This is a genomic window from Mycobacterium sp. (assembly GCF_049683935.1).
Lineage (GTDB): Bacteria > Actinomycetota > Actinomycetes > Mycobacteriales > Mycobacteriaceae > Mycobacterium.
Window position 1 is genome coordinate 15,923 of the sequence record NZ_JBAUJR010000467.1, and the last position, 23,930, is coordinate 39,852.

Here is a 23,930-nt window from a genome sequence, read left to right on the forward strand (position 1 = left end):
CCACAGCTCTACCCACAGATGACGTGCTCTGTCATGATTTCAAGATCATCAAGGGGGTTTGCCGATGTACCTGACTGCCGAGCGGTTGGCGATCGCCAACCAAGCAATCATGGAGACTTTCGAGAACACCAGCATCGCCTGGCAAGCCATACCGCACTGGGACACCGGAGATCCAGGGCAGACCAGGGTCCGCGACGACATCATCACCACTCCGCCGAATCCCGGCTTCTTGAACATCGAACTCGAGCAGGTTTCTTTCGAGGTGACGCTCTTCCAGACGAGCGCTCCGACACCCGAATCGCTGACCACCGAGATCATCATGGCGACAACCACACTGGCCAAGCAGTTCGACGACAAGGTGCTTGCTGAGCTTCGAGCCAAAGTGCCAGCAACGAAGGACTTCTCTGCGGGCAATGCCCAAGGACTGCTTGACAACCTGATCGAGGCACGCGCAACGGTCGAGGATGCGGGCTATCGTGCACCGTCGTGCCTGATCACGAACACCCTGGGGCTCAAGTATCTCAGTGAGCTTAGCTCCGGCTATCCCATCACCGAGGCGCTGCTCGGCGCTGCAAACGTCAACTCGTTGCACCGGACCTCGATACTTGACGAAGCCGTGCAGGCGGTAGACGCAGCCGGAGCTCTCAAAGTTGATGGAGGCGGAAAGGCGATCATGGAACCGGGAGCCGTCTTGCTGATGATCGGCCGGCGCCAACGCATCGCGCACGGAGCAGCACCGGACGCATCACCCGGAGAAGAGCCGGTCGACATCGCCGTCAGCGTGCCACCCAGCCTCGAGGTGGTCGGCGAAGCTCCGAATTCTGAGCTGGCACTGTCCGTGCGCGTCCGCTTCGCCACTCGGGTCAAAGCCATGGACGCTCTCGTCGAACGCCGCGTAGCAACAGTGGTGCCGTGACGCCAGCCGTGATCCGACATGACCTCGACTCTGCCTGACGCAGCCGCGGTCCCCAACGCGCCCAACTCGATCGACGCATACCTCGCCCTGTGCAAAGAAGCGTGCGACGGTGAGATCACCCGGATCTATGGCACTGGCGACACATCGAGCCCACTACGGGAGCTGATCCTCGACTACCCGCGCCGGGGTGGAAAGGCTTTGCGTCCCGCACTGAGCATCGCCATGTGCCTCGGGCTCGGCGGCCACCTCGACGCGATACTGCCGACGGCGGCGACGCTCGAGCTCTACCACAACGCCTTCCTCATCCACGACGACATCGAGGACGAATCCTGGTGGCGGCGCGGCAAACCCACAATGCACATCGACCACGGCGTTCCGGTCGCCGTGAACGTAGGCGACGCCATGTTGTCGTTGTCGTTGCAGCCGCTGCTCGACAACGTCGAGCGCGTCGGCCTCGGCCCCGCCCTGCGGATCCTGCGCGCCGTCTCGCACATGACCCGGCAAACCGTCGAGGGCCAGGCTCTCGAGCTCGAGTGGGTGCGGTCCAACACCTGGCGTCTCGACGACGCCGACTACCTACTCATGGTGGAGCTCAAGACCAGCTGGTATTCGTTCATCACCCCTCTGCAGGCCGGGGCGGTTGCCGCGGGCGCACGGCCCGAACAGTTGACGCTCCTGGAGACCTTCGGCCGCCACCTCGGCGCAGCGTTTCAGATCACCGACGACCTGCTGAACCTGCGCGCAGAACCGCAGGAGTACGGAAAAGAGATCGGCGGCGACCTGTGGGAGGGCAAGCGCACCCTGATGCTGCTGCATGCCCTGCGTCGCGCGGAACCCGCCGAACGAGACCGGGCCGTGCACATCCTGGCCAAGCGGCGGCCGGCCACTGCCGGTGAACTGGGACTCACCGACGTGCTGGATCGGCTCGCCGGTCGCGGCGAACTGTCCTTGGCCGGACTGGCAACGATCAGAGAGTTCCTGGATGGGCAACACATCTCGGAACCGAAGAGCCTCGACGACATCTGTTGGCTCTATGACCTGATCCGGCGTACCGGGTCCCTCACGCACGCGAGGGACATCGCAGCCCGTCACGCCCGCGACGCCGCCGCGGTGCTGGCAGACCTCGACTGGCTACCGGCCAGCCAGCACCGGACCGCGATCGCCGGGCTCGTCGACTACGTGCACGGGCGGACGAGATGAGTCCCGAAGCCCTGATCGGCATGCTGGCCGAACTCGAGCGGATCCGGGAACTCACCATCGACCTCATCGAACAGCAGGCTCCGCAGCTGCTGCCCACTCCGCCGGTGCAGGCCACCGGCACCGAGCGCACGGTGTACGACCTGCTCATCGGAGCCCGCCGTGGCGTGCTCGGCAACCCCGCCGCGGCGCGAGTTCTGCACGACCTGCTCATCGCCGAAGGCCGCCGCTACGCCGGGACGCCTGACGGGGCGCAACTGCGCGACGCGCTGATCGCATCCGAAGCAGTGGAGAATCTGCGACGCGTCTGGGAGACGTTGAGCCTCAATGTACTCGACGGCCCCGCAGGACCCGGCGCGGCTCCCGAGGCCTGGGCGGAACTGCTCGCGGACGCCGTAGTCGGGCGCGGACTCGATGACGCGATCCTCGCGCGGCTTCGCCCCGAGGGGTTCGCATGAGCCTTACCGATCCGCATGCGGCACTGGCCGAACACAGCAGCTTCGTCGGCTACCTGCTCGGCCTGGTCGGCGTTGCACGCTCGGTGCGGACGCTCGCCGGCAATGCCGACACCGGGAGAACGGTGTTGTCGGGCGAGGCCGACGATATGGTTCACCTGCTACTCGGGCTCGCCAGCCTGGGCGAAGCGATTGAGCGTCTCGCCGAAAATGCTCCGGCGCAACCTGGTTCAGCGGCAACGCCGACGCCCGACGCGACGACGAGGTGGCTGCGATGAGCGCCGTGCTCGCCGGTAGCGATTTCCTCCGTGCACCGTTGTTGGCCACCGCCCGTCCGGAAGGTTTCAAGGAGTGGCACCACTTCGTGATCCACGGCCGAGGTCGCCACATCCTCATCAATTTCAGCCTCAACAGTGGACCATCCGGCGCCGGACAGCTTCGTCTCGCTCCCCGGGTGATCGTGATAGCGCACCACGACCGGTGGTGCGGCGCCATCGAACGGTTCGACGAAGCCGCGCTCGACGTGTCCGCGGACCTCGGTGAGCTGAGAGTCGGCAGCAATCGAATGCACGTGCTGCCCGACGGCTACCGGGTGGTCGTCGATATGCCCAATCACCACATTCGGGGCGAGTTGGACTTCGTATCGGTCAGCCGGCCTTTCGTGGTCAACAACCAGCCGATCGGGGAAGGCAGGATGAGCTGGCTGTTCGTGCCCCGGCTGCGCGCAGACGGGTGGCTGCGGATCGGCGGGCAGGAGCACCGCATCGAGCATGAACTCGCCTATCACGACCACAATTGGGGCCGCTTCCGGTGGGGCGACGACTTCGGCTGGACTTGGGGCACCGTCCTGCCCCAGTCGCCGGACGACCCGTGGTCGATGGTGTTCCTGCAGATGACCGACCGGGCACGCCTGAACTATCTGTCTCAGGCACTTTATGTCTGGCACCACGACGAACCAGCCGCGATATTCCGGCATGCCGCTGTGAGAACGCGGAGCCACGGCGCTCTCCCCAACGGCCCAGACTGCACACTGCCGCCGCAGATGCGGCTGATTCTCGACGGCCAGGCCCCCGGGGTGCCCGAATGCGTGGAGATCTCGGCCGAGCGGGCCGGTGACACTGTGCATGCCGAGTTCCGCGCCAGGTCCTACGCTCGGCTGGCGCAGCCCAGCGAAGTCAGCCTCGACCGGTCGACGGTGCTCTGCGAGACGAGCGGAACCGCCCGGGTGGCAGGGACAGTGGGAGGGGAAGCTCTGGACTTCGACGGTGCCGGAATATTCGAGTTCCTCTATGGCTGAACAGGTCTCGTCGCTGTTGCGACGCTCGATCAGACACCTCGCAGACGAGGTGCCCGACAGCTACCGGCTTCTGCTCTACCGGCTAGGGCCACTGGTCGTCGCGCTCGACGTCGACCGCGAGCTCTTCTCGTTGTCAGGTGGGTCCGAACTCGAGGTTGCCGACGGCTGCGCGCTTGCCGCAAGCGTGCGGATCAACACCTCCCGCGCAACCATCCTCGAGGTGCTGGACGCGAAGGTGGGACTTGCCGAGGCGGTGGAGGAGGGCACAGTGAGCGTGCGGGGTCCGCTCGACGACGTCCAGCGTGCGCACGACACACTGGTGGCATATGTCCACGCCGCCGTCCGGGCGCCGTCACAGCCCGGACTTCTGGGTGCGCTCCGTGAGGGGGCGCCGTGAGCGGGTACATCATGACACCGGCCTCGTGCGAGCGGCGCCCCACCGTTGCGGTGCTCGGTGCCGGCATCGCGGGCCTGACCGCCGCGCACGAGCTGGCAGAGCGCGGATTCGACGTCACCGTCTACGAATTCCGCGAAGACGAACGCAACGGGCTCGGGCCCGAGCCGGCCGGCCACTACCCGCCGGTCAAGCTCGGAGGCCTCGCCGCTTCCCAGTACTCGACCGTGGGCAGCCACGGCGGCAGTCGAGCCGAGCTCCGCGCCTTCCCGGGACAGCGAGGTCGGCCACGGGTCCCGTGCCAGGCCGTCGCGGGCGAACACGGCTTCCGCTTCTTCCCCGCCTACTACCTGCACACCTGGGATCTATTCCAGCGCATCCCCGTCTATCAATGCGTGAAAGCGGCCGGCGGCGAGGCAAGTTGGCAACCGACCGCACGCACCGTGCTGGACAACGTCAGGCGGGTCATCACCCAGGGCACCACGGTGGACGGCAAGCCGTCGCTCGTTTTCCCCCGCGAAGCGCCACGCAGCCCGGCGGAGTTCCTCAGCATCGTCGGTCAGCTTGCGGAATTGGATTTCACCGTGGGCGATGTCCAGACTTTCGTCAGCCGGCTGCTGCGATACCTCGTCACCAGCCCGCTGCGGCGCTCGAAAGAACTCGAGAACATCTCCGCCTACGACTTCTTCGTCGGTCGCGACAGTGCGACCGGGCCCCCGCGCTACTCCTACACGCCGAAATTCCACGAGCTGCTGCTCGAAATGCCGAAAGTGCTGGCGGCCTTCGACGCCCGCTGGGGGGACGCTCGCACGAACCTCACCACCTATCTCCAGCTGCAGCTGCAGATGGACCGTCGCGACAACAAGGCCGACGGCGTGCTCAACGGTCCCACCACCGAGGCATGGTTCGACCATTGGCATCGACACCTGCTCACACTCGGGGTCCGCTTCGTCCGCGGTGGAGCGGATCGCCTCCTGCCCCCCACCGTCGACCTGTCACAGCAGGCCCACCTCAGGCCGCGGGTGCAGATCACGCTGACCGACGGTACCCAGCTGAACCCGGACTACACCGTGGTAGCCGTCGATGCGCCTGCAGCCGAGAGGATTACGGCAGATCTACGGGGCGCCGGCACCGGTGGCACCGTCGCGGGACTGGACGGGTTCACCACGCTCGCGCCGCCACCCGACGGACCCCTGCAACCGGAGACCACCCGTCCCCGACCCCGTCGCGACCCCTACGCCATGGCCGAGATGGGCCGGGTGCCCTGGGACCGCTTCCAGACGTTGAGCGGTATCCAGTACTACTTCGACACCGAATTCCAGTTGCTTCGCGGCCACATGTACTACTCGAAGACGGAGTGGGCGCTGTCGTCGATCAACCAGCACGGCCTGTGGGAGAACCGGCCGAGGCTGGCCCGCGACGGCCACGTGTCCGTGCTGTCGGTGGACATCGGGGATTTCAACACCCCTTCCCGTCATCTGCTGGACGAGTTGGGGCGCGGCAAGGCCGCTCGCGACTGCACCGCAGACGAGATCGCCTCGGAGGTCTGGCGTCAGATCGTCGCCTCTCTCACCAGCAACGTCGACAACGCGCCGGAGGAACTGCTGCCGTGGCCGGCCTGGTACGCACTCGACCGGGGCCTGGTCATGGAACATGGCCCCGGCCAGGGCAGCGGCCGCGTGGTGCGGAACGAAACGCCGTACCTCGTACCGATCATCGGGGATTGGGAGAACCGGCCCGGCGGCGACCCCTGGAATCCGCACAACACCTCCTGGACCTTCGTGCCGACCGACGAATCGTGGCTCGAGGACCTCGAGCAGCGACAGGTCTGGCAGGCCCGCCACGGCGGCTACCAGGTGCACCACAACTCGGTGGTGTTCGCAGGCACGTGGACCAAGACGTTCACGCGCATGACCTCGATGGAGGCGGCGTGCGAGTCGGCGCGGCACGCCGTCAACGCCATCCTCGACCACTACGTGTGGGTGGGTTCGGGCGGCACCGATCGCCGGGAGAGAACGACTCTCCCCTGGCTGTTCCCGTACGGCTTCCTCGACCAAGGCTTGTCGAGTCCGATCCGGATGCCGACGCCGGCGGGCGACTACTGCTACATCTTCGACATCGAGAACCGCGAACCGCCCGACACCCGCGCACTGCGGATCCTCGACTCGGCGTACTGCCAGCATTCGTTGCCCCATCCCGTGGACACCGTCGCCGCACCCCCTGCCCCACCGACCTACGGAGGCCGACCATGACGTACCCACCTGAGCACAACCCTCAGCTCGTTGCCTATCTCCAGGCCTGGCGGCAGGTTCTCGAACCGCTGACGCCGGGCATCACAGCGGCAATGCCGTTTCCCGGCGCGCCATGGGGCATGCCTCCGATGCCGCCTTTTACCGCGCCAATGCCGACGGCTCCCCCACCACCCATGCCGGCCGACTACACGCAGCAACTCTTCGGCTATCTACAGGCGTGGCGGCAGTATCTCGAGCAGGCGACGGGCGCACGGCCCGCCGAGGCTCAGCGTGCCGGTGCGCAGCCGACCGACATGCAGGCATCAGACACACCTGGTGCAGGCGGTTCCGCCCAAACCGCAAGGCCGGAGGGCAGTCCCACCGTCACGGTGCGGCCAGACAACCCGATTGGGGGAAGAGCCACGGAGACCAGTCCCGGTAACTCACCCACCCCTGACTTGCCCCCGAAGGTCGTCCTAAACAGGCCTAACGAGGGCGGCACACAATCGTATGGAAACGACCGTTTCCGACGAGATGACCTGCGGCGCATTCAGCCCGATCGGCAGGACCGGAGCATCCAGGTGAACCCGGATCGTTTCGGTCAGGCGGCCGCGAGGGCACGTGGCACGTTGATGGGTATGCCGCCCGGCGTGGAGTTCGGGTCGCCTATCGGAGATCCGCGCCGACTCCACCGCGCGGCCGAGGGGCCGGAACAGCGTCCGGCCAGCTCTCCTGCCGGCGCGGGCGCGCGACCGGCCGTGCCGGGCGCACAGGTGCGGGCGGGATCACTGTTCCCCGGGCTGGCCGAACGCGCCGCGGCGAGGATCCAACGAGACGTCAGTTAGCCGCTTTGCCGAGACGGGCTTTCCGGCTTGGCGTCTATTCCTGACTCTTTGCGCTGCTGCGCCGTGATGGGCGCGGGCGCGTCGGTCAGTGGGTCGACCCCGCCACCGGACTTCGGGAACGCGATGACTTCGCGAATGGAGTCGACCCCCGCGAGCAGCGCGACGATCCGGTCCCAGCCGAACGCGATGCCGCCATGCGGGGGTGCGCCGAAGGTGAACGCGTCCAACAGGAACCCGAACTTGTCGGTGGCCTCGTCGTGATCGATGCCCATCATCGCGAACACCCGCTCCTGAACGTCGCGGCGATGGATACGGATCGAGCCGCCGCCGATCTCGTTGCCGTTGCAGACGATGTCGTAGGCATCGGCCAGCGCGGATCCCGGTTCGGTGTCGAAGGTCCGCTCGGACTCGGGCTTCGGCGCGGTGAACGCGTGGTGCACCGCGGTCCAGGCCCCCGACCCCACCGCCACGTCCCCGGCGGCGGTCGCTTCGTCGGCGGCTTCGAACAGCGGCCAGTCCACCACCCAGGTGAACGCCCACGCGGCCGGATCGATCAGATCGAGGCGCTTCGCAATCTCGATGCGGGTGGCCCCGAGAAGGGCTCGGGCGGCCTTGGGCGTGCCGGCGGCGAAGAAGACACAATCCCCCGGACCGGCGCCGACGTGCGCGGCCAGACCCGCCCGTTCAGCGTCGGAGAGGTTCTTGGCGACCGGCCCGCTGAGCTCGCCGTCGTCGCCGACCAGCACATACGCCAAGCCCTTGTGACCACGCTGCTTCGCGAACTCCTGCCATCCGTCGAGGGTGCGGCGCGGTTGCGACGCCCCGCCCGGCATGACCACCGCGCCGACGTAGGCCGCCTGGAACACCCGGAACGGGGTCTCGGAGAAGTAGTCGGTGCATTCCACCAACTCCAGCGCGAACCGCAGATCGGGTTTGTCGGAGCCGAACCTGCGCATCGCGTCGGCGTAGCTGATCCGCGGCAGCGGAAGAGGCAGGTCGTAGCCGATCAGCGCCCACAGGGCCCGGAGCACTTCCTCGGACACCGCGATGACGTCGTCGGCGTCGACGAAGCTCATCTCCATATCCAGCTGGGTGAACTCGGGTTGGCGGTCGGCGCGGAAATCCTCGTCGCGGTAGCACCGCGCAATCTGGTAGTAGCGCTCCATCCCGGCGACCATCAGCAGCTGCTTGAACAGCTGCGGACTCTGCGGCAGCGCGTAGAAAGAGCCTGGTTGCAGCCGGGCGGGAACCAGGAAGTCGCGCGCGCCCTCCGGTGTCGAACGGGTCAGGGTCGGCGTCTCGATCTCGACGAAATCATGCGAGGCGAGCACACCCCGGGCCGCGGCATTGACCTTGGAGCGCAACCGAATCGCCTGCCCTGGACCCTCCCGACGCAAGTCCAGATAGCGGTACTTCAGGCGTGCTTCCTCGCCCGCGGTCTCGTCGAGCTGGAACGGCAGTGGGGCGCTCTCGCCCAGCACCGTCAGCGACGTCGCGTTGACCTCGACATCGCCGGTGGTGATCTCCGCGTTCGCATTGCCCTCCGGCCGGATCTCCACGACACCGGTCACGGCGACGCAGAACTCCGAGCGCAGCCGGTGCGCCTGGGCCAGCACGTCACCCTCGCGGAACACCACTTGGGACACCCCGGAGGCGTCGCGGAGGTCGATGAAGATGACGCCGCCGTGGTCGCGTCGACGCGCCACCCAGCCGGCCAGCGTCACAGTCTGGGCGGCGTCGGCGGCGCGCAACGATCCGGCGGTGCGGGTGCGCAGCACGAAGTACTCCTCGAGTCAGGTTCTCAAACGACTGCTCAGTCTAAGGGGCGCGCCCGGCGCTCTGACTAGACAGCTATCGTGATCTGTCCAGTGAGGCTCAAGCTGCGAAAGGGACGGGCACATGGCCAAGCGTCATCCCTGCGAACGCGTCGATCTGGAGTTCGTCGACCGGGCGCCGTACCGCTTCGTCAGCACGGTCGACCTGGCGATCACCCCGGAACAACTCTTCGAGGTGCTCGCCGACGAGACCTCGTGGCCACAGTGGGCGAGCGTCATCACCAAAGTGACCTGGACCAGCCCCCAACCGCGGGGCGTCGGCACCACCCGCACGGTCGACATGCGCGGCGGCATCATCGGCGACGAGGAGTTCCTGGCGTGGGAACCGTTCACCCGAATGGCCTTTCGCTTCAACGCATCCACCACCGGCGCCATCGCCGCCTTCGCCGAGGACTACCACGTCCTACCCACGGCGACCGGTTGTCATCTGACGTGGATCATGGCGATGAAGCCCAGCGGCCCGGCAGGGCGGTTCGGGCTCTTCGTGGGCCAACCCGTGATGGGCCGGATGTTCCAGAGTTTCCTGCACAAACTGCGCCGGTACACCGACGAACGTTTCGGCACCGGATAACCGCCCTAGTACACCCCGTCCCACGCGGTCCGCCGGACCGCGTCGGGGTCTTCGGCGACGACGTCGCGGGCGGTGGTGATCAGCCGGGTGCGTCGGCGCGGGGTTTCGTAGACGGGCCAGTCCGCCTCCCCCACCCCCTCGCCGTGGGCGAAATCCAGCCACGCGCGCTGCATCCGGCGACCTACCGGTGGCTGCAGTCGCCGGCCGAACGGATGCAGTTTGCGGCCGATGAACGACGCATAGCTGTGCTGAACATGCACGATCTCGCTGCCGTGCGTGGCACCGAGACCCAGCATGCGCAGGCTCAGCCCGAAGTGGTCGAAACGGTACACGCGGGTGTGCGCGTACGCGCTGTAAGCGTCGGCGAACGCCCAGGAAGGGGCTCCGAACATGACGTCGGATCCCAGATCGATCAGCGCGCGGCGGCGCGGATAGTCCGGGTATGCCTGCAGCACACGCTCTTTGGCCTCCGGTGCCACCCGCGCGAAGTAGGCGTCGACCGTGGGCTGCGTCGTGGGCAGCATCGGCGGTTTGGTCCAGGCGAACATCGAAGCCTCGTGGCTGTTCGTACCGATGATCAGCGGCATCCGCGCCAACTCACCGGTTCGGGCGGCCTCGACCGGATGCCGGGGAAGCAACTCCGTGCCGTGGGTCAAGCCGTAGGCCAGTGTCGGGGTGGTGGCCGCGCTCCTGAGCTGCACCATCCCGGCCGCGCGGCGTAGTTGGCGCTGCGGCAACGCCTTGACCTGGGTTGCATCCACCCCGAGACGTCCGAGGAACTCATGTGCCCGGGCTGCCCGGAGTTCGCGGTCGGCGATCAGCGGCAGCGCGGGACTCTGCGCGATCGCCCGGTGGAACAGCCCCTCGGCCGCGGGGCTGGCGAGCAAGGCCAACACCGACGTGGCCCCGGCCGACTCGCCGAACACGGTGACCTGAGACGGATCCCCGCCGAAGGCGGAGATGTTGTCCCGTACCCAGCGCAACGCGGCCATCTGATCACGCAGCGCCAGGTTGTCGTCGAAACCGTCGCCGAGGTCGCTGAGCTCGAACCCGCCGAACACCCCGATCCGGTAGGTGATGTTGACCACCACCACGTTGCCGTTGGCCGCCAGCCGCGAGCCGTTGTACAGCTGGAACTGCCCGGCGCCGTACACGAAGGCGCCCCCGGGGATCCACACCATGACCGGCAGTGCCGCGGTGGTGTCCGGCGACCACACCGTCAGGGTCAGACACGCTTCGTCACGCACCTTCGGATCGTCACGCCCGCCGCCGACGAACGACTTGGTCTGCGGCGGCAGCGGACCGTGTTCGCGCGCATCCCGCACCCCCTGCCACGACTCGAGCGGGCCCGGCCCCAGAAACCGGCGCTGCCCCACCGGTTGCGCGGCATACGGCACACCGCGCCAGACACCGATACCGCCCTCGGTATCGCCGCGCAGGGACCCCGAGGCGGTGTGCACCACCGGGGAATGTCCGACAACAACTGCCACAGGAGAAATCGTATGTGCAAAGCTTGACCGGCCTGGGTGGCAGGCGCGGCGGCGAAAGTTGATGAGGTGGCGCAATGACCTTCAACGAGGGCATGCAGATCGACACCAGCACCACGTCCAGCAGCGGCGGGGGCCGAGGTCCCGGCCGCGGCATCGCGGTCGGCGGCGGTATCGGCGGGCTGCTGATCGTGGTGGTCGCCTTGTTCCTCGGCGTCGATCCAGGCACAGTGCTCCCCCAGCAGTCACAGATGGACACCCAGGGCGTCGAGGCTCCGGGCTTCGATCTGAGCCAGTGCAGGACCGGCGCGGACGCGAACGCCATCGTGCAGTGCCGGGTCGTGGCGACGGGCAACTCACTCGACGGGGTGTGGGGGCAGCTGATGCCCGGATACACCCGACCGCGTGTCGAGTTGTTCACCGGTGGCGTCGATACCGACGGGTGCGGCTTCGCTGACAGCGCCGTGGGTCCGTTCTACTGCCCTGTCGACCAGACCGCCTACTTCGACACTAGTTTCTTCGACACACTGGTCACCCAGTTCGGCTCCAGCGGCGGACCTTTCGCTCAGGAATATGTGGTCGCCCACGAGTTCGGCCACCACGTGCAGAACCTGCAGGGCGTGCTCGGCCGCGCCCAGCAGGATCCCGAAGGCCCCACGGGTGGCGGTGTCCGCACCGAGTTGCAGGCCGACTGCTATGCGGGCGTGTGGGCACACTTCGCGGCCATCACCAAACAGGAAGGCACCGATGTGCCGTTCCTGGAGCCGTTGAGCGACCGGGACATCTCCGACGCACTGTCGGCGGCCGCAGCGGTGGGTGACGACCGGATCCAGGAGGCGGCGACGGGACGGGTCAACCCGGAGTCGTGGACACACGGTTCGTCCGAGCAGCGGCAGAAGTGGTTCACCATCGGCTACCAGACCGGCGACCCTGCCCAGTGCGACACCTTCGCCACCAACAACCTTGGCTAGGCCCACCACCGCCGTCGACGCCGTCGCCGAGCGTTACCTCACCGCATCGGCAGCACTCGATCCCTGTGCGGCAACCGAATCAGGTATCGCCGGATACGACGACCAGATCACCGACTACTCGCCCGACGGGGTGACCGCGCGGGCCGACGCGGCCCGGGTCGCGTTGCGGGAGCTGGCCGGGGCCGAACCCGTCGACGACGTCGACGTGGTCACCGTCGCCGCGATGCGCGAGCGACTCGGGGTGCTGATCGACAAGCACGAAGCAAGTCTGGACCTCGGCGAGCTGAACGTGATCGCGTCACCGCTGCAGACGATGCGCGACGTCTTCGACCTGATGGCCACCGACACCGATGACGACTGGGCGGTGATCAACCGCAGGCTGTCGGTCATCCCGAGGCGGGTCGCCGGTTATGCCGACGGCTTGCGCGCCGCAGTGTCGGCCGGTCGCGCGCCTGCTGCGCGTCAGGTGCGGAGGGCCATCGAACAATCCGGCCAGATTCAGCATCTCTTCGTCGACATGGTCGCCGCCGCCTCTGTCGGTGACGACACCCTGCGCGACGAACTGAGCCGAAGCGCCGAGGCGGCGGCCGGCGCGTACGCATCCCTGATGACGGTGTTCCGCGACGACATCGGCCCGCACGCTCGTGACGTGGACGCCTGCGGGCGCGATGCCTACAACGTGCTGTCCCGATCGTTCCTGGGAGCGGAGGTGGATCTCGACGAGGCCTATCACTGGGGCCTCGATCAATTGCAGAGCATTGTGGCCGAACAGGATTCGATCGCGGGTCGGCTCTATCCCGGCGCTTCGGCTGCCGAGGCGCTGCGGCGACTGGACGACGAACCGCGTTACCTCATCGACGGCACCGATGCGCTGCAGCAGTGGATGCAGAATCTCTCCGACCGCGTGGTCGATTCCCTGGCCGGGCACCATTTCGACATCGCCGAACCGCTGCGCAACCTCGAGTGCCGGATCGCGCCGACCCACACCGGCGGCATTTACTACACCGGGCCGTCAGAAGACCTGACCCGGCCCGGACGGATGTGGTGGTCGGTCCCCCACGGCGTGACCACGTTCCACACCTGGCAGGAGACCACCACGGTGTTCCACGAAGGTGTCCCGGGGCATCATCTGCAGATCGGGCGCGCGGTGACGCTGGCCGATCAACTCAACCGGTGGCGCAGGCTCGGGTGCTGGGTGTCCGGGCACGGGGAGGGCTGGGCGCTCTACGCCGAACGGTTGATGGCCGATCTCGGTTGGCTCGACGACGCCGGCAACCGCATGGGAATGCTTGATGCCCAACGTTTCCGGGCCGCACGAGTCGTCATCGACATCGGAGTGCACTGCGGGTTGACTGCGCCCGACGGCGGCATCTGGGACGCCGATCGTGCGTGGACCTTCCTGCAGTCGCACAGTGCGATGGCCGAGGAGAATCTTCGGTTCGAACTGGACCGCTACCTCGGCTGGCCCGGCCAGGCGCCCTCCTATGCGATCGGGCAGCGGATCTGGCAGCAGTTGCGCGACGAGGTGCAGGCCCGAGGAGTCTCGCTCAAGGAGTTCCACAGCCGAGCATTGGATCTCGGCGGTCTGCCGTTGGACGTGCTGCGCTCAGCCGTGGCGGCTTAGAGGCGCGACTGCTCCTTGATCGAGGTGTCGACCTGTCGCAGCGGACGGATGAGGGCGTCCTGGGCGAAAGATGCGATGAGCTCGCCGTCCTGGGTGTGCACCGCCCCGCGGACGTAGGACATGCCGGCACCCACCTGGGTGCTCTCGTGGGTGTACAGCAGCCAGCCGTCCCAGCGCACCGGCTCGTGAAAGCTGACCGAGACCGTCATCGGAGCGGTCGAGACGGTCAGGTGCGCCTGGCTGGTCCCGATGCCTTCGTGTGCCCGCATCGTCGTCGAAATGCCAAGGTGTCCGGTGAAATACGCTATGAGCGCCTTGGCGAGGTCGTCCCGCTCGGGGATCGGATCGTAGTGCAGCCAGGCATACAGTTCCGGTGGACCGACCTCGTCGGGACTGTTCACGTCCTCGACGTCGACCAGGCGCAACTCACGGCCGGTCATGGGCATCGGGGACAGATGGGAGTCGACGGGGCCAGACACCTCGGGCCGGGGCAGGTGATGACGGATCACATCGCCGGTCGGCACGTCGGCGAGCACCGTCGTCGTGATGCAGCGCTTGCCGTTCTGCGTCGCCGTCACGACTGCCGTTGCCGTGGAACGACCTTCGCTGACGACATCGATGCCGAGCTCTACCGGTCCGGCACCGACCATGACGGCCCGGGCGAACACCGAGTGCACCGAGCGCACCGACTTGTCCGGAAACCGCTTGGCAGCAGCCACGATCGACTGCGCGAGGACCTGGGTGCCCTCGACCACCTGCCGCTCATCCTCGCCTGCGGGTCCGGTCTGCGCGGTGAACGTGTCGGTTTCACCGGGCCTGGCGTCGAAGAGATCGAGCAATTCCTGGACCGTCCACTGCACCTGCGCCGAATCCGTCGTCATCCTCAAGCGCCTCCCTCTCGGTAACTGTCGAGGGAACAGTAACCGAGGTTCGCCGATAGCGGTAACGTCATTACCAACACCTATCCCGGAGCGAAAGGCGGTGCGGCATGTCGGCAAAGGCTCAGCCGGAACCCGCAGTGAGCGCCGAACCCGAATCCCGCGCCAGCCGTTTCATGCGGTCGGCGCTGGCGATACTCGGCGAGACGGGACGCACCGATTTCACCGTCCTCGAGGTGGTCGAGCGCTCCAAGACTTCACTGCGGGCGTTTTACCAGCATTTCGCCACCAAGGACGAGCTGCTGCTGGCCCTGGTCGAAAGGATCATGGCCGACGCCACCGAGCGGTGGCGTGCCGAGATCGGGCCGATGAACAGCGACGACGCGTTGCGCGTGCTGTTCGAGCGCATCTGCGCACCAGCCGAATCCACCACCCAGGACAGCATCAACCGGGGATTGACGTACTACAACGATCACCTGCTCGAGACCCGGCCCAAGGAATTCGCCAAGGTTCTCGCGCCACTGCACGAACTCGTCAGCGACGTGCTGCGCCGCGGTATCACCGAGGGCGTCTTTCGCGCCGACCTCGACGTCGACACCGATGCCGCGATCATGATGCAGACCGTGCTGGGAGCACTGCCGATGCGTGAACTGGGCGCGGAGCTGAACGGGATCCCGATCGACGGCGGCCACCTGTATCGGTTCTGCCTCCGCGGCCTCGCCGCTAAATCGCCCTGAACAGCGACTATGACGGCATGAGCAGTTCTGGCATCGTTACACTCAGGCGTGGTAATGTCGTTACCACTGAAGCGGTAATGCCATTACCGCTTCGCGCAAATACGACATGTCAGGAGCCCACATCATGCCGTCTCGCATCCTCGACTATCCGGTGTTCGATGCCGACAACCACTTCTACGAGCCCAAAGAGGCGCTGACACAGTTCCTGCCGGATCACCGCAAGGGGATCATCGACTACATCGAGGTGCACGGCCGCACCAAGATCATGGTTCGCAACACGATCAGCGACTACATCCCGAACCCGACGTTCGAGGTCGTCGCCAAGCCCGGCGCCCAGGAGGAGTACTTCCGGCACGGCAGCGGTGGCAAGAGTTTCCGCGAGATCATGGGCAAGCCCATGAAGGCGATCCCCGCATTCCGCAACCCCGAGGCCCGCCTCGAGGTGCTCGACGGACTCGGCCTGGACTACACGTTGATGTTCCCCACGCTGGCATCCCTGGTCGAGGAGCGCCTCAAGGACGATCCCGAAGCCATCCTCGACATCGTCCACGGGTTGAACCAATGGATGTATGAGACATGGCAGTTCAACTACGAGAATCGCATCTTCTCCACCCCGGTCATCAACCTCGCCAACGTCGACCGTGCGATCGAGGAACTCGAATGGTGCGTGGAGCGCGGCGCCAAGACCGTTCTGGTGCGGCCCGCACCGGTCCCCGGGTATCGCGGCAGCCGTTCCTTCGGCCTACCCGAGTTCGATCCCTTCTGGGACGCCTGCGTGAAGGCCGGCATCCCGGTGTCCATGCACGCGTCGGACAGCGGATATGCGGCGTACCTCAATGATTGGGAGCCCGGCGACGAGTTCAAGCCGTTCAAACCGACTTCATTCCGGATGGTCGCCATGGGTAAGCGTCCCATCGAGGACACCATGGCGGCGCTGGTGTGCCACGGTGCGCTGACCCGCAACCCGGATCTGCGCATCCTGTCGGTCGAGAACGGTGCCTCGTGGGTGCCCTACCTGTTCTATCAATTCAAAGACGTCTACTCGAAGATGCCGCAGGAGTTCCCCGAGGATCCGATCGAGGCGTTCAAGCGATGCGTCTACGTCGCCCCGTTCTGGGAGGACGACTTCAAGCAGATGGCGGATCTGTGTGGGATCGACCGCGTCATCTTCGGCTCGGACTGGCCGCACCCCGAGGGCCTGGCGGACCCCATCAACCTGGTGAGCGACCTCGAGCGGATGGGGCTCGACGACAGCGGCGTCCGAAAGGTGATGGGCGGCAACATGGTCGACCTCTTCAAGGTCCCCAGCAAGAAGGTCTACAAGCCGGATGTGCCCGCGCTCGTCCTGACCTGACCCCGACACCGAAACATCTGCGAGCGCAAAGAGGCTGGACCGATCCCATGACCGACATCGCCAATCCGGAGCGGATGCTCTTCGCCTCCACCACCCAGGCGTTCCTGGAGAAGGAAGGCTCGCTCAGCAGTGTGCGGGGACTGCACGCATCCGGTGACGCCTTCGAAAAGGACTGGTGGCAGCGGGCGGCCGAGCTGGGCTGGGCCAGTCTGCTGGTACCGGAAGAACTCGGCGGGGGCAGTGTCTCCGGCGACGGTGTCGCCGACCTGGCGTTGGTCGCCGAACAGATCGGCCACACGGTCGCGCCGGGACCCTTGCATCCGGTCAGCGTCGTGCTGACCGGACTCGTCGACGCGCCTGGCGGGCATGAGGCGTTCATCGAAGCCCTGGTGAGCGGCGAAGCGGTGGCATCCTGGGCGGTTTATGAGCCCACCCGGCCGTTTGCTCCGCTACAGCCCGGCACGACCGCCACGCGCACCGAATCCGGTTACCGGATCGACGGCGTGAAGGACCGGGTCGAAGCAGGAACCGACTGCGACGCTGTGCTCGTGGTCGCCACCTGCGACGGCCAGATCAGGCAGTTCCTGGTGCCCATCGACACCGCCGGGATCACGGTGACCCCGCAGAAGTCCGTCGACCTGGTCAAGCGTTACGCGCGAGTGCAATTCGACGCCGTCGAGGTGGACGAATCCGCCGCCGTCGGTACCGCCGAGCAGACCCCGGACATCATCGAGCGCCAGCAGCAGATCGCCGTTGTGCTCCAGTGCGCCGAGATCGTCGGAATCCTCGACGCGGTCCTGGCGATGACCAACCAGTGGCTGTTCGACCGACACAGCTTCGGCCGGCCGTTGGCGTCCTATCAGGCACTCAAGCACCGTGCGGCCGACATGAAGATGTGGTTCGAGGCGTGCCGGGCCACCACGGCGGGAGCTGTTGCGGCGGTGTCGGCTCGTTCGCCCGAGGCTCAGAAGTTCGCCAGCGTCGCCAAAGCCTATGTGGCGGAACGCGCTCCGGCGATGCTGCAGGACTGCGTGCAACTGCACGGCGGGATCGGCGTCACCTGGGAGCACGATCTTCACCTGTATCTCAGACGGGTTGCGCTGTACCGGGCGATGTTCGGTTCCCCCGAAGACCACCACCGCGCGGTGTACGCACTGAGCGCCAAGCCGCGCGCCCGCGAAGCGAAGACGCAGGAGTCGAATCCATGACCGATACCGCGATGTCAACGCAGGCGACCGAATCGGTAGCCGACTTCGCGGCACGCGCACGGGCTTGGTTGGCCGAGAACATGCCGCGGGTCGACCCCGACAATCCCCCGTTTTCGGTGCGCGCCGAGCAGTCATCATGGGACCACGCCAAGCAACTGCAGAAGCGACTCCACGACGGCGGATTCGCGGGCATCTGCTTCCCGCGCGAGTACGGCGGTCTGGGATTGGACTACGCCTACCAGAAGGCGTTCGACGCCGAGTGCCGCCGTTATGAGATGCCACTGATTCTCAACGTCCCGACCTTCACCATCTGTGCCGCCACGATTCTCGACATGGGCAGCGAAGCCCAGAAACGCGAACGCATCTCGGCCGCGATCCGCGGCGACGAGATCCTGGTGCAGCTGTTGAGCGAACCCAGCGGTGGCTCGGATCTGGCCGGTGTCATCACCAGAGCCGACCGGCGAGACGGCACCTGGGTGGTCAACGGCGCCAAGACGTGGAGCACCAGCGCATTCGCCGGCGATTACGGGCTGCTGCTGGCGCGCACCGACTGGACCGTCCCCAAACACGAAGGTCTGACGATGTTCCTGGTGCCGTTGAAGGCTGCGGGAATCACGATGCGCCGCATCAAGGAGGTCAACGGCTCCGAGGAGTTCTGCGAAGAGTTCTTCGACGGCCTCGAACTCGATGACGACGCCGTTGTGGGTGAGGTCAACAAGGGGTGGGAAGTGGCGTCCCGCCAGCTGTTCCATGAGCGGCGCGCGGTGGGCGGTGGCTCTGAGTTCGCCAGCGGAACCGGCGCTGAGAACGCCAGTGAGATGCCGCCCGACCATGTCGCGCTGGCCGAAGCCACCGGGCAGGGCGAGGACGCCCGGGTTCAGGACCTGGCCGGCCGCGCACTGGTGCGCCGGGTGGTCAAGGATCAGCTCATCCACCATGTCTCACAAGCCATCTCAGACGGCTCACTGCCGCCCAACGCCGGCACGTTGATCCGGTTGTTCCATGCCGAGACCACCGAGTTGGAGGTCGACACCGCGCTGGCGATCGCCGGCACCGCGGGCGTGGTCGACGAGGGTGGCGATCTCGCCGGCCTGATGGACGACGTCGGCGTGCGTTACCTGTCCCGACAGACGGGCTCGTTGGGCGGTGGCAGTTCGGAGATGGCCCGCAACGTCATCGGCGAACGGATTCTCGGGTTCCCGCGGGAACCCGCCGCCGATCGAGGCGTCCCCTTCAACCAGGTGAAGCGCGGCCGACAGTAACCGGCATCACCCACCGTGCCCCGCGTGGTGGCACACCACACCCGACCGGGTGCGAACTCTTTGCCCAAGATGTGACCCAGATCATATCGACGGTGACCTTGCCGTCCATGTAAGCCGTTGCCACTCAGGTGATTTCACGCGCGAACGACCATCGTCAGGACATCGTTTCATAACGATTCGGTAACAGCACCAAAAGGGTGAGCGGCCGCCGTCAGTACACCATTCGAGCAGGTGACGGCGGTTGTCGCGGCTGTCGGACGGCCGATTACAGCGACGTCACAGCTTGATTCCAGAGATTTGCTGAAATACGGTCGATACGCCGTGAAACGTAACTGACTTATTTGATGACTTGTTCGGTGGTGAACCAAAATCTCAGTGGATGTACACAAGCTGCGTGATGGACCAGAGAGTCCGATCGCAGGCTCAGGCGAGGCGAATCGCCAAGTTGGACAATCGTATTCGTGGGAGCGATCTCTCCGTCGGCCCACCGATGCCGATGCGGTCGCCATGCGGCGCCTGGTCGGCGAAACCGAAGTCCTCGACCTCAACTCCACCTACGCGTACCTGCTGATGGCAACAGACTTCGCCGACACCAGCATCGTGGCTGTTCGCGACGGCGATCTCTGTGGGCTGATCACCGGCTACCACCCGCCGACGCGGCCGGAGGTGCTGTTCGTATGGCAGGTGGCGGTTGCCGCTTCAGCGCGAGGCACCGGCTTGGCCGCCTGCATGCTCGATGCCCTCACCCGCCGGGTCCGCGAAGATCGCCATGGCCACCCTGTCACCGTGGAGGCCACGGTCGCCCCCACCAACACCGCCTCGCGCGCGCTTTTCGGAGGTTTCGCACGACGGCACGGCGTACCGATGAGCGAGCACCCACGATTTGTGGCCGCGCATCTCGACGCCGACGAGGCACACGAAGACGAACCGATATTGCGGATCGGCCCGATCGCCGCGACGCTCGCCCCCTCACATCCGTGAAAGGACCCATGTCACTCCCCACTCTCAACGCGCCCATGTCCGAGTCCGACCTTCCCGACGTGTACGAACAGGTCGAATCGGGGGTTCGCAGCTACTGCCGCAGCTGGCCCACCACTATGGAGGTCGCCCAGGGATCCTGGCTGACCGATGCCGCGGGCCGCCGATACCTCGACTTCTTCGCCGGCGCGGGAGCGCTGAACTACGGGCACAACAACCCGGCCCTCAAGAAGCCACTCCTCGACTACCTGTCCAACGACATGATCGTGCACTCGCTGGACATGGCGACATCGGCCAAGACCGACTTCCTCGAGACGTTCGAGCGGTTGATCCTGCGTCCCCGGGGCCTGGACTACAAGGTGCAGTTCCCCGGCCCCACCGGCGCCAACTCCGTCGAGGCCGCGCTGAAGCTGGCTCGCAAGGTCACCGGTCGGGAATCGATCATCAACTTCACCAACGCATTTCACGGCATGACCCTGGGAGCGTTGTCGGTCACCGGGAACTCGATGAAGCGCGCCGGCGCAGGAATCCCGCTGGTCCATTCGACTCCGATGCCCTACGACAACTACTTCGGCGGCGCGACCGAGGACTTCCACTGGTTCGAGCGGGTGCTCGACGACTCCGGCGGCGGGCTGAACCATCCTGCCGCGGTGATCGTCGAGACGGTTCAGGGCGAAGGCGGACTGAACGTGGCCCGTGCCGAATGGCTGCAAGCCCTGGCCGAACTGTGCCGCCGCCGGGACATTCTGCTGATCGTCGACGACGTGCAGATGGGCTGTGGACGCACCGGGCAGTTCTTCAGCTTCGAAGAGGCCGGGATCGTGCCTGACATCGTCACCCTGTCCAAGTCGATCAGTGGGTACGGCCTGCCGATGGCGCTGACACTTTTCCGGCGTGAGCTGGACGTGTGGACCCCCGGTGAGCACAACGGAACCTTCCGTGGCCATAATCCTGCCTTCATCACCGCGACGAAGGCTCTCGAAACGTACTGGAGCACATCGTCGTTCGCCGAGGAAACATCAGCGAAAGGTGGACAGGTCCGAGACCGCCTCGAGCAGATCGCCGCCACCCATGAGGGCATCAGTGCGCGTGGTCGCGGAATGGCGCAGGGGCTGAAGTTCGCCGACACCGCGTTGGCCTCTGAAGTCTGCCGCGCGGGATTCGATCGCGGTGTGCTGATGGAGACCAGCGGCCCCTCAGATGAGGTGGTCAAGCTGCTCCCGCCGCTGACCACCACCGCGGCCGATCTCGATTCCGGCATCGATATCCTGGCAGAAGCGGTCGCCGCGACCCTGTCCTGAGGCGGCCCCCATCTGATCTGAAAGGAGATGAGACCTTGATCGTGCGCACCACCGCCGATATCACCGGCACCGACCGCGACGTGTCGGCCGAGAACTGGCGGTCGAAAAGGATCATCCTCGCCGACGACGGCGTGGGCTTCTCATTCCATGAGACGACGATCGCGGCCGGTACGGTCAGCGAGTTCCACTACCAGCACCACGTCGAGGCCGTCTGGATCGTCGAGGGCATCGGCACCCTGACCAATCGCGAGACCGGCGAGGAGCACCCGCTGAGCCCGGGAACGATGTACCTGCTCAACGGCCATGAACGGCACCGCGTCAGCTGCACCACACAAATGCGCATGCTCTGCGTGTTCAACCCGCCCGTCACAGGGCAGGAGGTGCACGACGAGACCGGGGCATACCCACCATCGGTGGCAGTCCGATGACCGCGCCCGCAGTCGACCGGCGCCATGACCGCTACCCCACCCGGCTGGAGCATGCCGTCGAGCCGATCGCCCGCATCGAGCCGACGGTGTGGGGCCAGGAGGCCGACGGCCCGTTGACTGACGCCGAGCTGCAATCAGCCGCCGAAAACGGTTTCCTGGTCCGGCCCCGGACCGTCGAGGAGAATTGGCTCCCGCCCCTTCGTGACGAACTGCAGCAGATCGGCACGCGCGCTGACGCGTCCGACCCGCGGATCATCCGTGAGTCGTCCGGCGGCATCCGCTCGGTGTTCCAACCGCACCTGCTCAGCGACCTGATCGCCGAGGTGGTCACCCTCGACACCGTGCTGCCCGTGGCGCGCCAGCTCATGGGTTCCGACGTCTACCTGCACCAGGCGCGCATCAACATGATGCCGGGATTCACCGGTGGCGGCTTCTACTGGCACTCCGATTTCGAGACGTGGCACGCGGAGGACGGCATGCCGTTGATGCGGGCGGTGTCGTGCTCCATCGCGCTCACCGAGAACTTCCCCTACAACGGCGCCCTCATGGTGATGCCGGGCTCGCACAAGACCTTCTACCCGTGCGTCGGTGCGACGCCTCAGAACCACCACTCGGCCTCACTGGTCAAGCAGGAGATCGGCGTCCCTGATCGGGCCACCCTGACAATGGCGGCCGACCAGCACGGCATCGAGCAGGTCACCGGCCCGGCCGGCAATGCCCTGTGGTTCGACTCGAACATGATGCACGGGTCCGCGTCGAACATCACGCCGTTCCCGCGGTCCAACATCTTCCTGGTGTTCAATTCGGTGGAGAATCTTCTGGGTGATCCGTTCCGGGCGTCTGCACCCCGCCCCGAGTATCTGGCCGCGCGGTCCGACCAGCCGTTCAGCGTCGCCGACGTCACCTGAGTCGGCGGCAGGATCAGAACAGCGTCTGCTGAGCTGCCACCACCGGTTCGGGCGGGCGCGGCCGGCTGCGGACTGACACGCCCGCCAGCCGGTGCTTGGTCAATAGTGGCGCCACCCGGTTCCTCAGTTCCTCGCGGTAGTGCGGCGGCAGATAGGCGCCGTGCCGGTAGAGCCGGCGGTACTCGGCGACGAGTTCGGTGTGGGTAGCTGCCAGCCAATCCATGAACCAGCCCCGGGTCGAACCGCGGAGATGCAGGCCGAACACCGTGGCGGACGTCGCGCCGGCGGCCGCGATCCGGCCCAACAGCGCGTCGAGATGCTCTTGCGAATCGGTCAGACCCGGCAGCACCGGCGCCACCATCACGTGACAGTCGAGACCGGCATCACGAATGGCCGAGATCAGTCCGAGACGCGCCTGCGGTGACGGCGTGCCGGGCTCGACCTGGCTGTGCAAGTCGGGATCGCCGACGGCAAGCGACACCGCCACACTGACATCGACCCGGCGTGCGGCGTCGACGAGCAGCGGCAGGTCGCGTCGCAGCAATGTGCCCTTGGTCAAGATGGAGAACGGCGTGCCGGATTCCGCGAGCGCCCCGATGATGCCCGGCATCAGCGTATAGCGTCCCTCAGCCCGCTGGTACGGGTCTGTATTCGTGCCCAGCGCAACGGTTTTACGCGCCCAGGACGGACGACGGAGTTCGCGGCGCAATACATCGGCGACGTTGGTCTTCACCACCACCTGGGAATCGAAATCACGACCGCAGTCGAACTCCAGATATTCGTGGGTGGGCCGGGCGAAGCAGTACCGGCACGCGTGCGAGCACCCCCGGTAGCCGTTGACGGTGTACTCGAAAGGGAGCATCGACGCCGCGGGGATCTTGTTCAACGCCGACTTACACAACACCTCGTGGAACGTGATTCCCTCGAATTGAGGGGTCCGTACGCTGCGGACCAAGCCGATGCGTTGCAACCCCGGTAGCGCGCCGTCGTCCGCGCTGACTGCCTGCCGATCCCACCGCATGACCTATGCGAACATATGTTCGATCTCATGTC

General features: G+C 66.3%; 22 protein-coding genes and 1 pseudogene. 19 read left to right on the forward strand and 4 right to left on the reverse strand.

The window, feature by feature from the left end:
- The first annotated feature begins 64 nt into the window (after positions 1-64).
- The 8 genes and pseudogenes from WA965_RS26260 (at position 65) to WA965_RS26295 (ending at position 7,335) form a co-directional block, all read left to right on the forward strand.
- Positions 65-916 (forward strand): hypothetical protein, encoded by an 852-nt coding sequence (locus WA965_RS26260; protein WP_526294278.1) that lies wholly within the window; start codon positions 65-67, stop codon positions 914-916.
- An 18-nt stretch (positions 917-934) separates the two neighbouring features.
- Entirely contained in the window at positions 935-2,116 is a 1,182-nt protein-coding gene (locus WA965_RS26265) for a polyprenyl synthetase family protein (RefSeq protein ID WP_526294277.1), read from the forward strand.
- Positions 2,113-2,571: a hypothetical protein gene (locus tag WA965_RS26270; protein ID WP_526294276.1), complete on the forward strand. Its 459-nt coding sequence runs from the start codon at positions 2,113-2,115 to the stop codon at positions 2,569-2,571. Before WA965_RS26265 ends, WA965_RS26270 begins: the two co-directional genes overlap by 4 nt.
- Entirely contained in the window at positions 2,568-2,846 is a 279-nt protein-coding gene (locus tag WA965_RS26275; protein WP_526294275.1) for a hypothetical protein, read from the forward strand. The genes WA965_RS26270 and WA965_RS26275 overlap by 4 nt, the downstream gene beginning before the upstream one ends.
- Positions 2,843-3,865, forward strand: a complete 1,023-nt coding sequence (locus WA965_RS26280; protein WP_526294274.1) for a hypothetical protein — start codon at positions 2,843-2,845, stop codon at positions 3,863-3,865. The genes WA965_RS26275 and WA965_RS26280 overlap by 4 nt, the downstream gene beginning before the upstream one ends.
- On the forward strand, positions 3,858-4,262 hold the full coding sequence (locus tag WA965_RS26285) for an SCP-2 sterol transfer family protein (RefSeq protein WP_526294273.1): 405 nt from the start codon (positions 3,858-3,860) through the stop codon (positions 4,260-4,262). Before WA965_RS26280 ends, WA965_RS26285 begins: the two co-directional genes overlap by 8 nt.
- Positions 4,259-6,801: pseudogene (locus WA965_RS26290) on the forward strand (FAD-dependent oxidoreductase); the annotation flags it as partial. The gene WA965_RS26285 and the pseudogene WA965_RS26290, both read left to right, overlap by 4 nt.
- A 270-nt stretch (positions 6,802-7,071) precedes the next feature.
- The gene (locus WA965_RS26295; protein WP_526448214.1) at positions 7,072-7,335 is read left to right on the forward strand and encodes a hypothetical protein; all 264 of its coding nucleotides are present in this window, start codon (positions 7,072-7,074) and stop codon (positions 7,333-7,335) included.
- Here WA965_RS26295 and aspS read toward each other — a convergent pair.
- On the reverse strand, positions 7,332-9,113 hold the full coding sequence (gene aspS / locus WA965_RS26300) for an aspartate--tRNA ligase (protein WP_526294272.1): 1,782 nt from the start codon (positions 9,111-9,113) through the stop codon (positions 7,332-7,334). The genes WA965_RS26295 and aspS overlap by 4 nt on opposite strands.
- 121 nt (positions 9,114-9,234) lie before the next feature.
- Here aspS and WA965_RS26305 point away from each other — a divergent pair, with 121 nt between their 5' ends.
- A complete protein-coding gene (locus WA965_RS26305) occupies positions 9,235-9,741 on the forward strand; it encodes an SRPBCC family protein (RefSeq protein WP_526294271.1) in 507 nt (168 codons plus the stop codon).
- Between the two features lie 5 nt (positions 9,742-9,746).
- On the opposite strand, the gene WA965_RS26310 is transcribed toward WA965_RS26305, so the two are convergent.
- A complete protein-coding gene (locus tag WA965_RS26310) occupies positions 9,747-11,231 on the reverse strand; it encodes a carboxylesterase/lipase family protein (RefSeq protein WP_526294270.1) in 1,485 nt (494 codons plus the stop codon).
- A gap of 74 nt (positions 11,232-11,305) precedes the next feature.
- Between WA965_RS26310 and ypfJ the strand changes: the two genes are divergently transcribed.
- On the forward strand, positions 11,306-12,199 hold the full coding sequence (ypfJ, locus tag WA965_RS26315; protein WP_526294269.1) for a KPN_02809 family neutral zinc metallopeptidase: 894 nt from the start codon (positions 11,306-11,308) through the stop codon (positions 12,197-12,199).
- Positions 12,192-13,823, forward strand: a complete 1,632-nt coding sequence (locus tag WA965_RS26320; protein WP_526294268.1) for a DUF885 family protein — start codon at positions 12,192-12,194, stop codon at positions 13,821-13,823. Before ypfJ ends, WA965_RS26320 begins: the two co-directional genes overlap by 8 nt.
- Here WA965_RS26320 and WA965_RS26325 read toward each other — a convergent pair.
- The gene (locus WA965_RS26325; RefSeq protein ID WP_526294267.1) at positions 13,820-14,704 is read right to left on the reverse strand and encodes an acyl-CoA thioesterase; all 885 of its coding nucleotides are present in this window, start codon (positions 14,702-14,704) and stop codon (positions 13,820-13,822) included. The genes WA965_RS26320 and WA965_RS26325 overlap by 4 nt on opposite strands.
- A gap of 107 nt (positions 14,705-14,811) precedes the next feature.
- Between WA965_RS26325 and WA965_RS26330 the strand changes: the two genes are divergently transcribed.
- The 8 genes from WA965_RS26330 (at position 14,812) to thpD (ending at position 22,877) form a co-directional block, all read left to right on the forward strand.
- Entirely contained in the window at positions 14,812-15,438 is a 627-nt protein-coding gene (locus WA965_RS26330; protein WP_526294266.1) for a TetR/AcrR family transcriptional regulator, read from the forward strand.
- Between the two features lie 124 nt (positions 15,439-15,562).
- On the forward strand, positions 15,563-16,792 hold the full coding sequence (locus tag WA965_RS26335) for an amidohydrolase family protein (protein WP_178358461.1): 1,230 nt from the start codon (positions 15,563-15,565) through the stop codon (positions 16,790-16,792).
- Between the two features lie 47 nt (positions 16,793-16,839).
- Positions 16,840-18,000: an acyl-CoA dehydrogenase family protein gene (locus tag WA965_RS26340; RefSeq protein ID WP_526294265.1), complete on the forward strand. Its 1,161-nt coding sequence runs from the start codon at positions 16,840-16,842 to the stop codon at positions 17,998-18,000.
- On the forward strand, positions 17,997-19,262 hold the full coding sequence (locus tag WA965_RS26345) for an acyl-CoA dehydrogenase family protein (RefSeq protein WP_526294264.1): 1,266 nt from the start codon (positions 17,997-17,999) through the stop codon (positions 19,260-19,262). Before WA965_RS26340 ends, WA965_RS26345 begins: the two co-directional genes overlap by 4 nt.
- A gap of 507 nt (positions 19,263-19,769) precedes the next feature.
- Entirely contained in the window at positions 19,770-20,243 is a 474-nt protein-coding gene (gene ectA, locus WA965_RS26350) for a diaminobutyrate acetyltransferase (protein ID WP_526294263.1), read from the forward strand.
- Between the two features lie 8 nt (positions 20,244-20,251).
- Complete coding sequence (gene ectB / locus WA965_RS26355; RefSeq protein ID WP_526294262.1) at positions 20,252-21,541, forward strand: diaminobutyrate--2-oxoglutarate transaminase; 1,290 nt, start codon at positions 20,252-20,254, stop codon at positions 21,539-21,541.
- A gap of 35 nt (positions 21,542-21,576) precedes the next feature.
- Complete coding sequence (locus tag WA965_RS26360; protein ID WP_526294261.1) at positions 21,577-21,969, forward strand: ectoine synthase; 393 nt, start codon at positions 21,577-21,579, stop codon at positions 21,967-21,969.
- Positions 21,966-22,877 (forward strand): ectoine hydroxylase, encoded by a 912-nt coding sequence (thpD, locus tag WA965_RS26365; RefSeq protein ID WP_526294260.1) that lies wholly within the window; start codon positions 21,966-21,968, stop codon positions 22,875-22,877. Before WA965_RS26360 ends, thpD begins: the two co-directional genes overlap by 4 nt.
- A gap of 13 nt (positions 22,878-22,890) precedes the next feature.
- Here thpD and WA965_RS26370 read toward each other — a convergent pair whose 3' ends face one another.
- Entirely contained in the window at positions 22,891-23,898 is a 1,008-nt protein-coding gene (locus WA965_RS26370; protein ID WP_526294259.1) for an Rv2578c family radical SAM protein, read from the reverse strand.
- Positions 23,899-23,930: the final 32 nt, after the last annotated feature.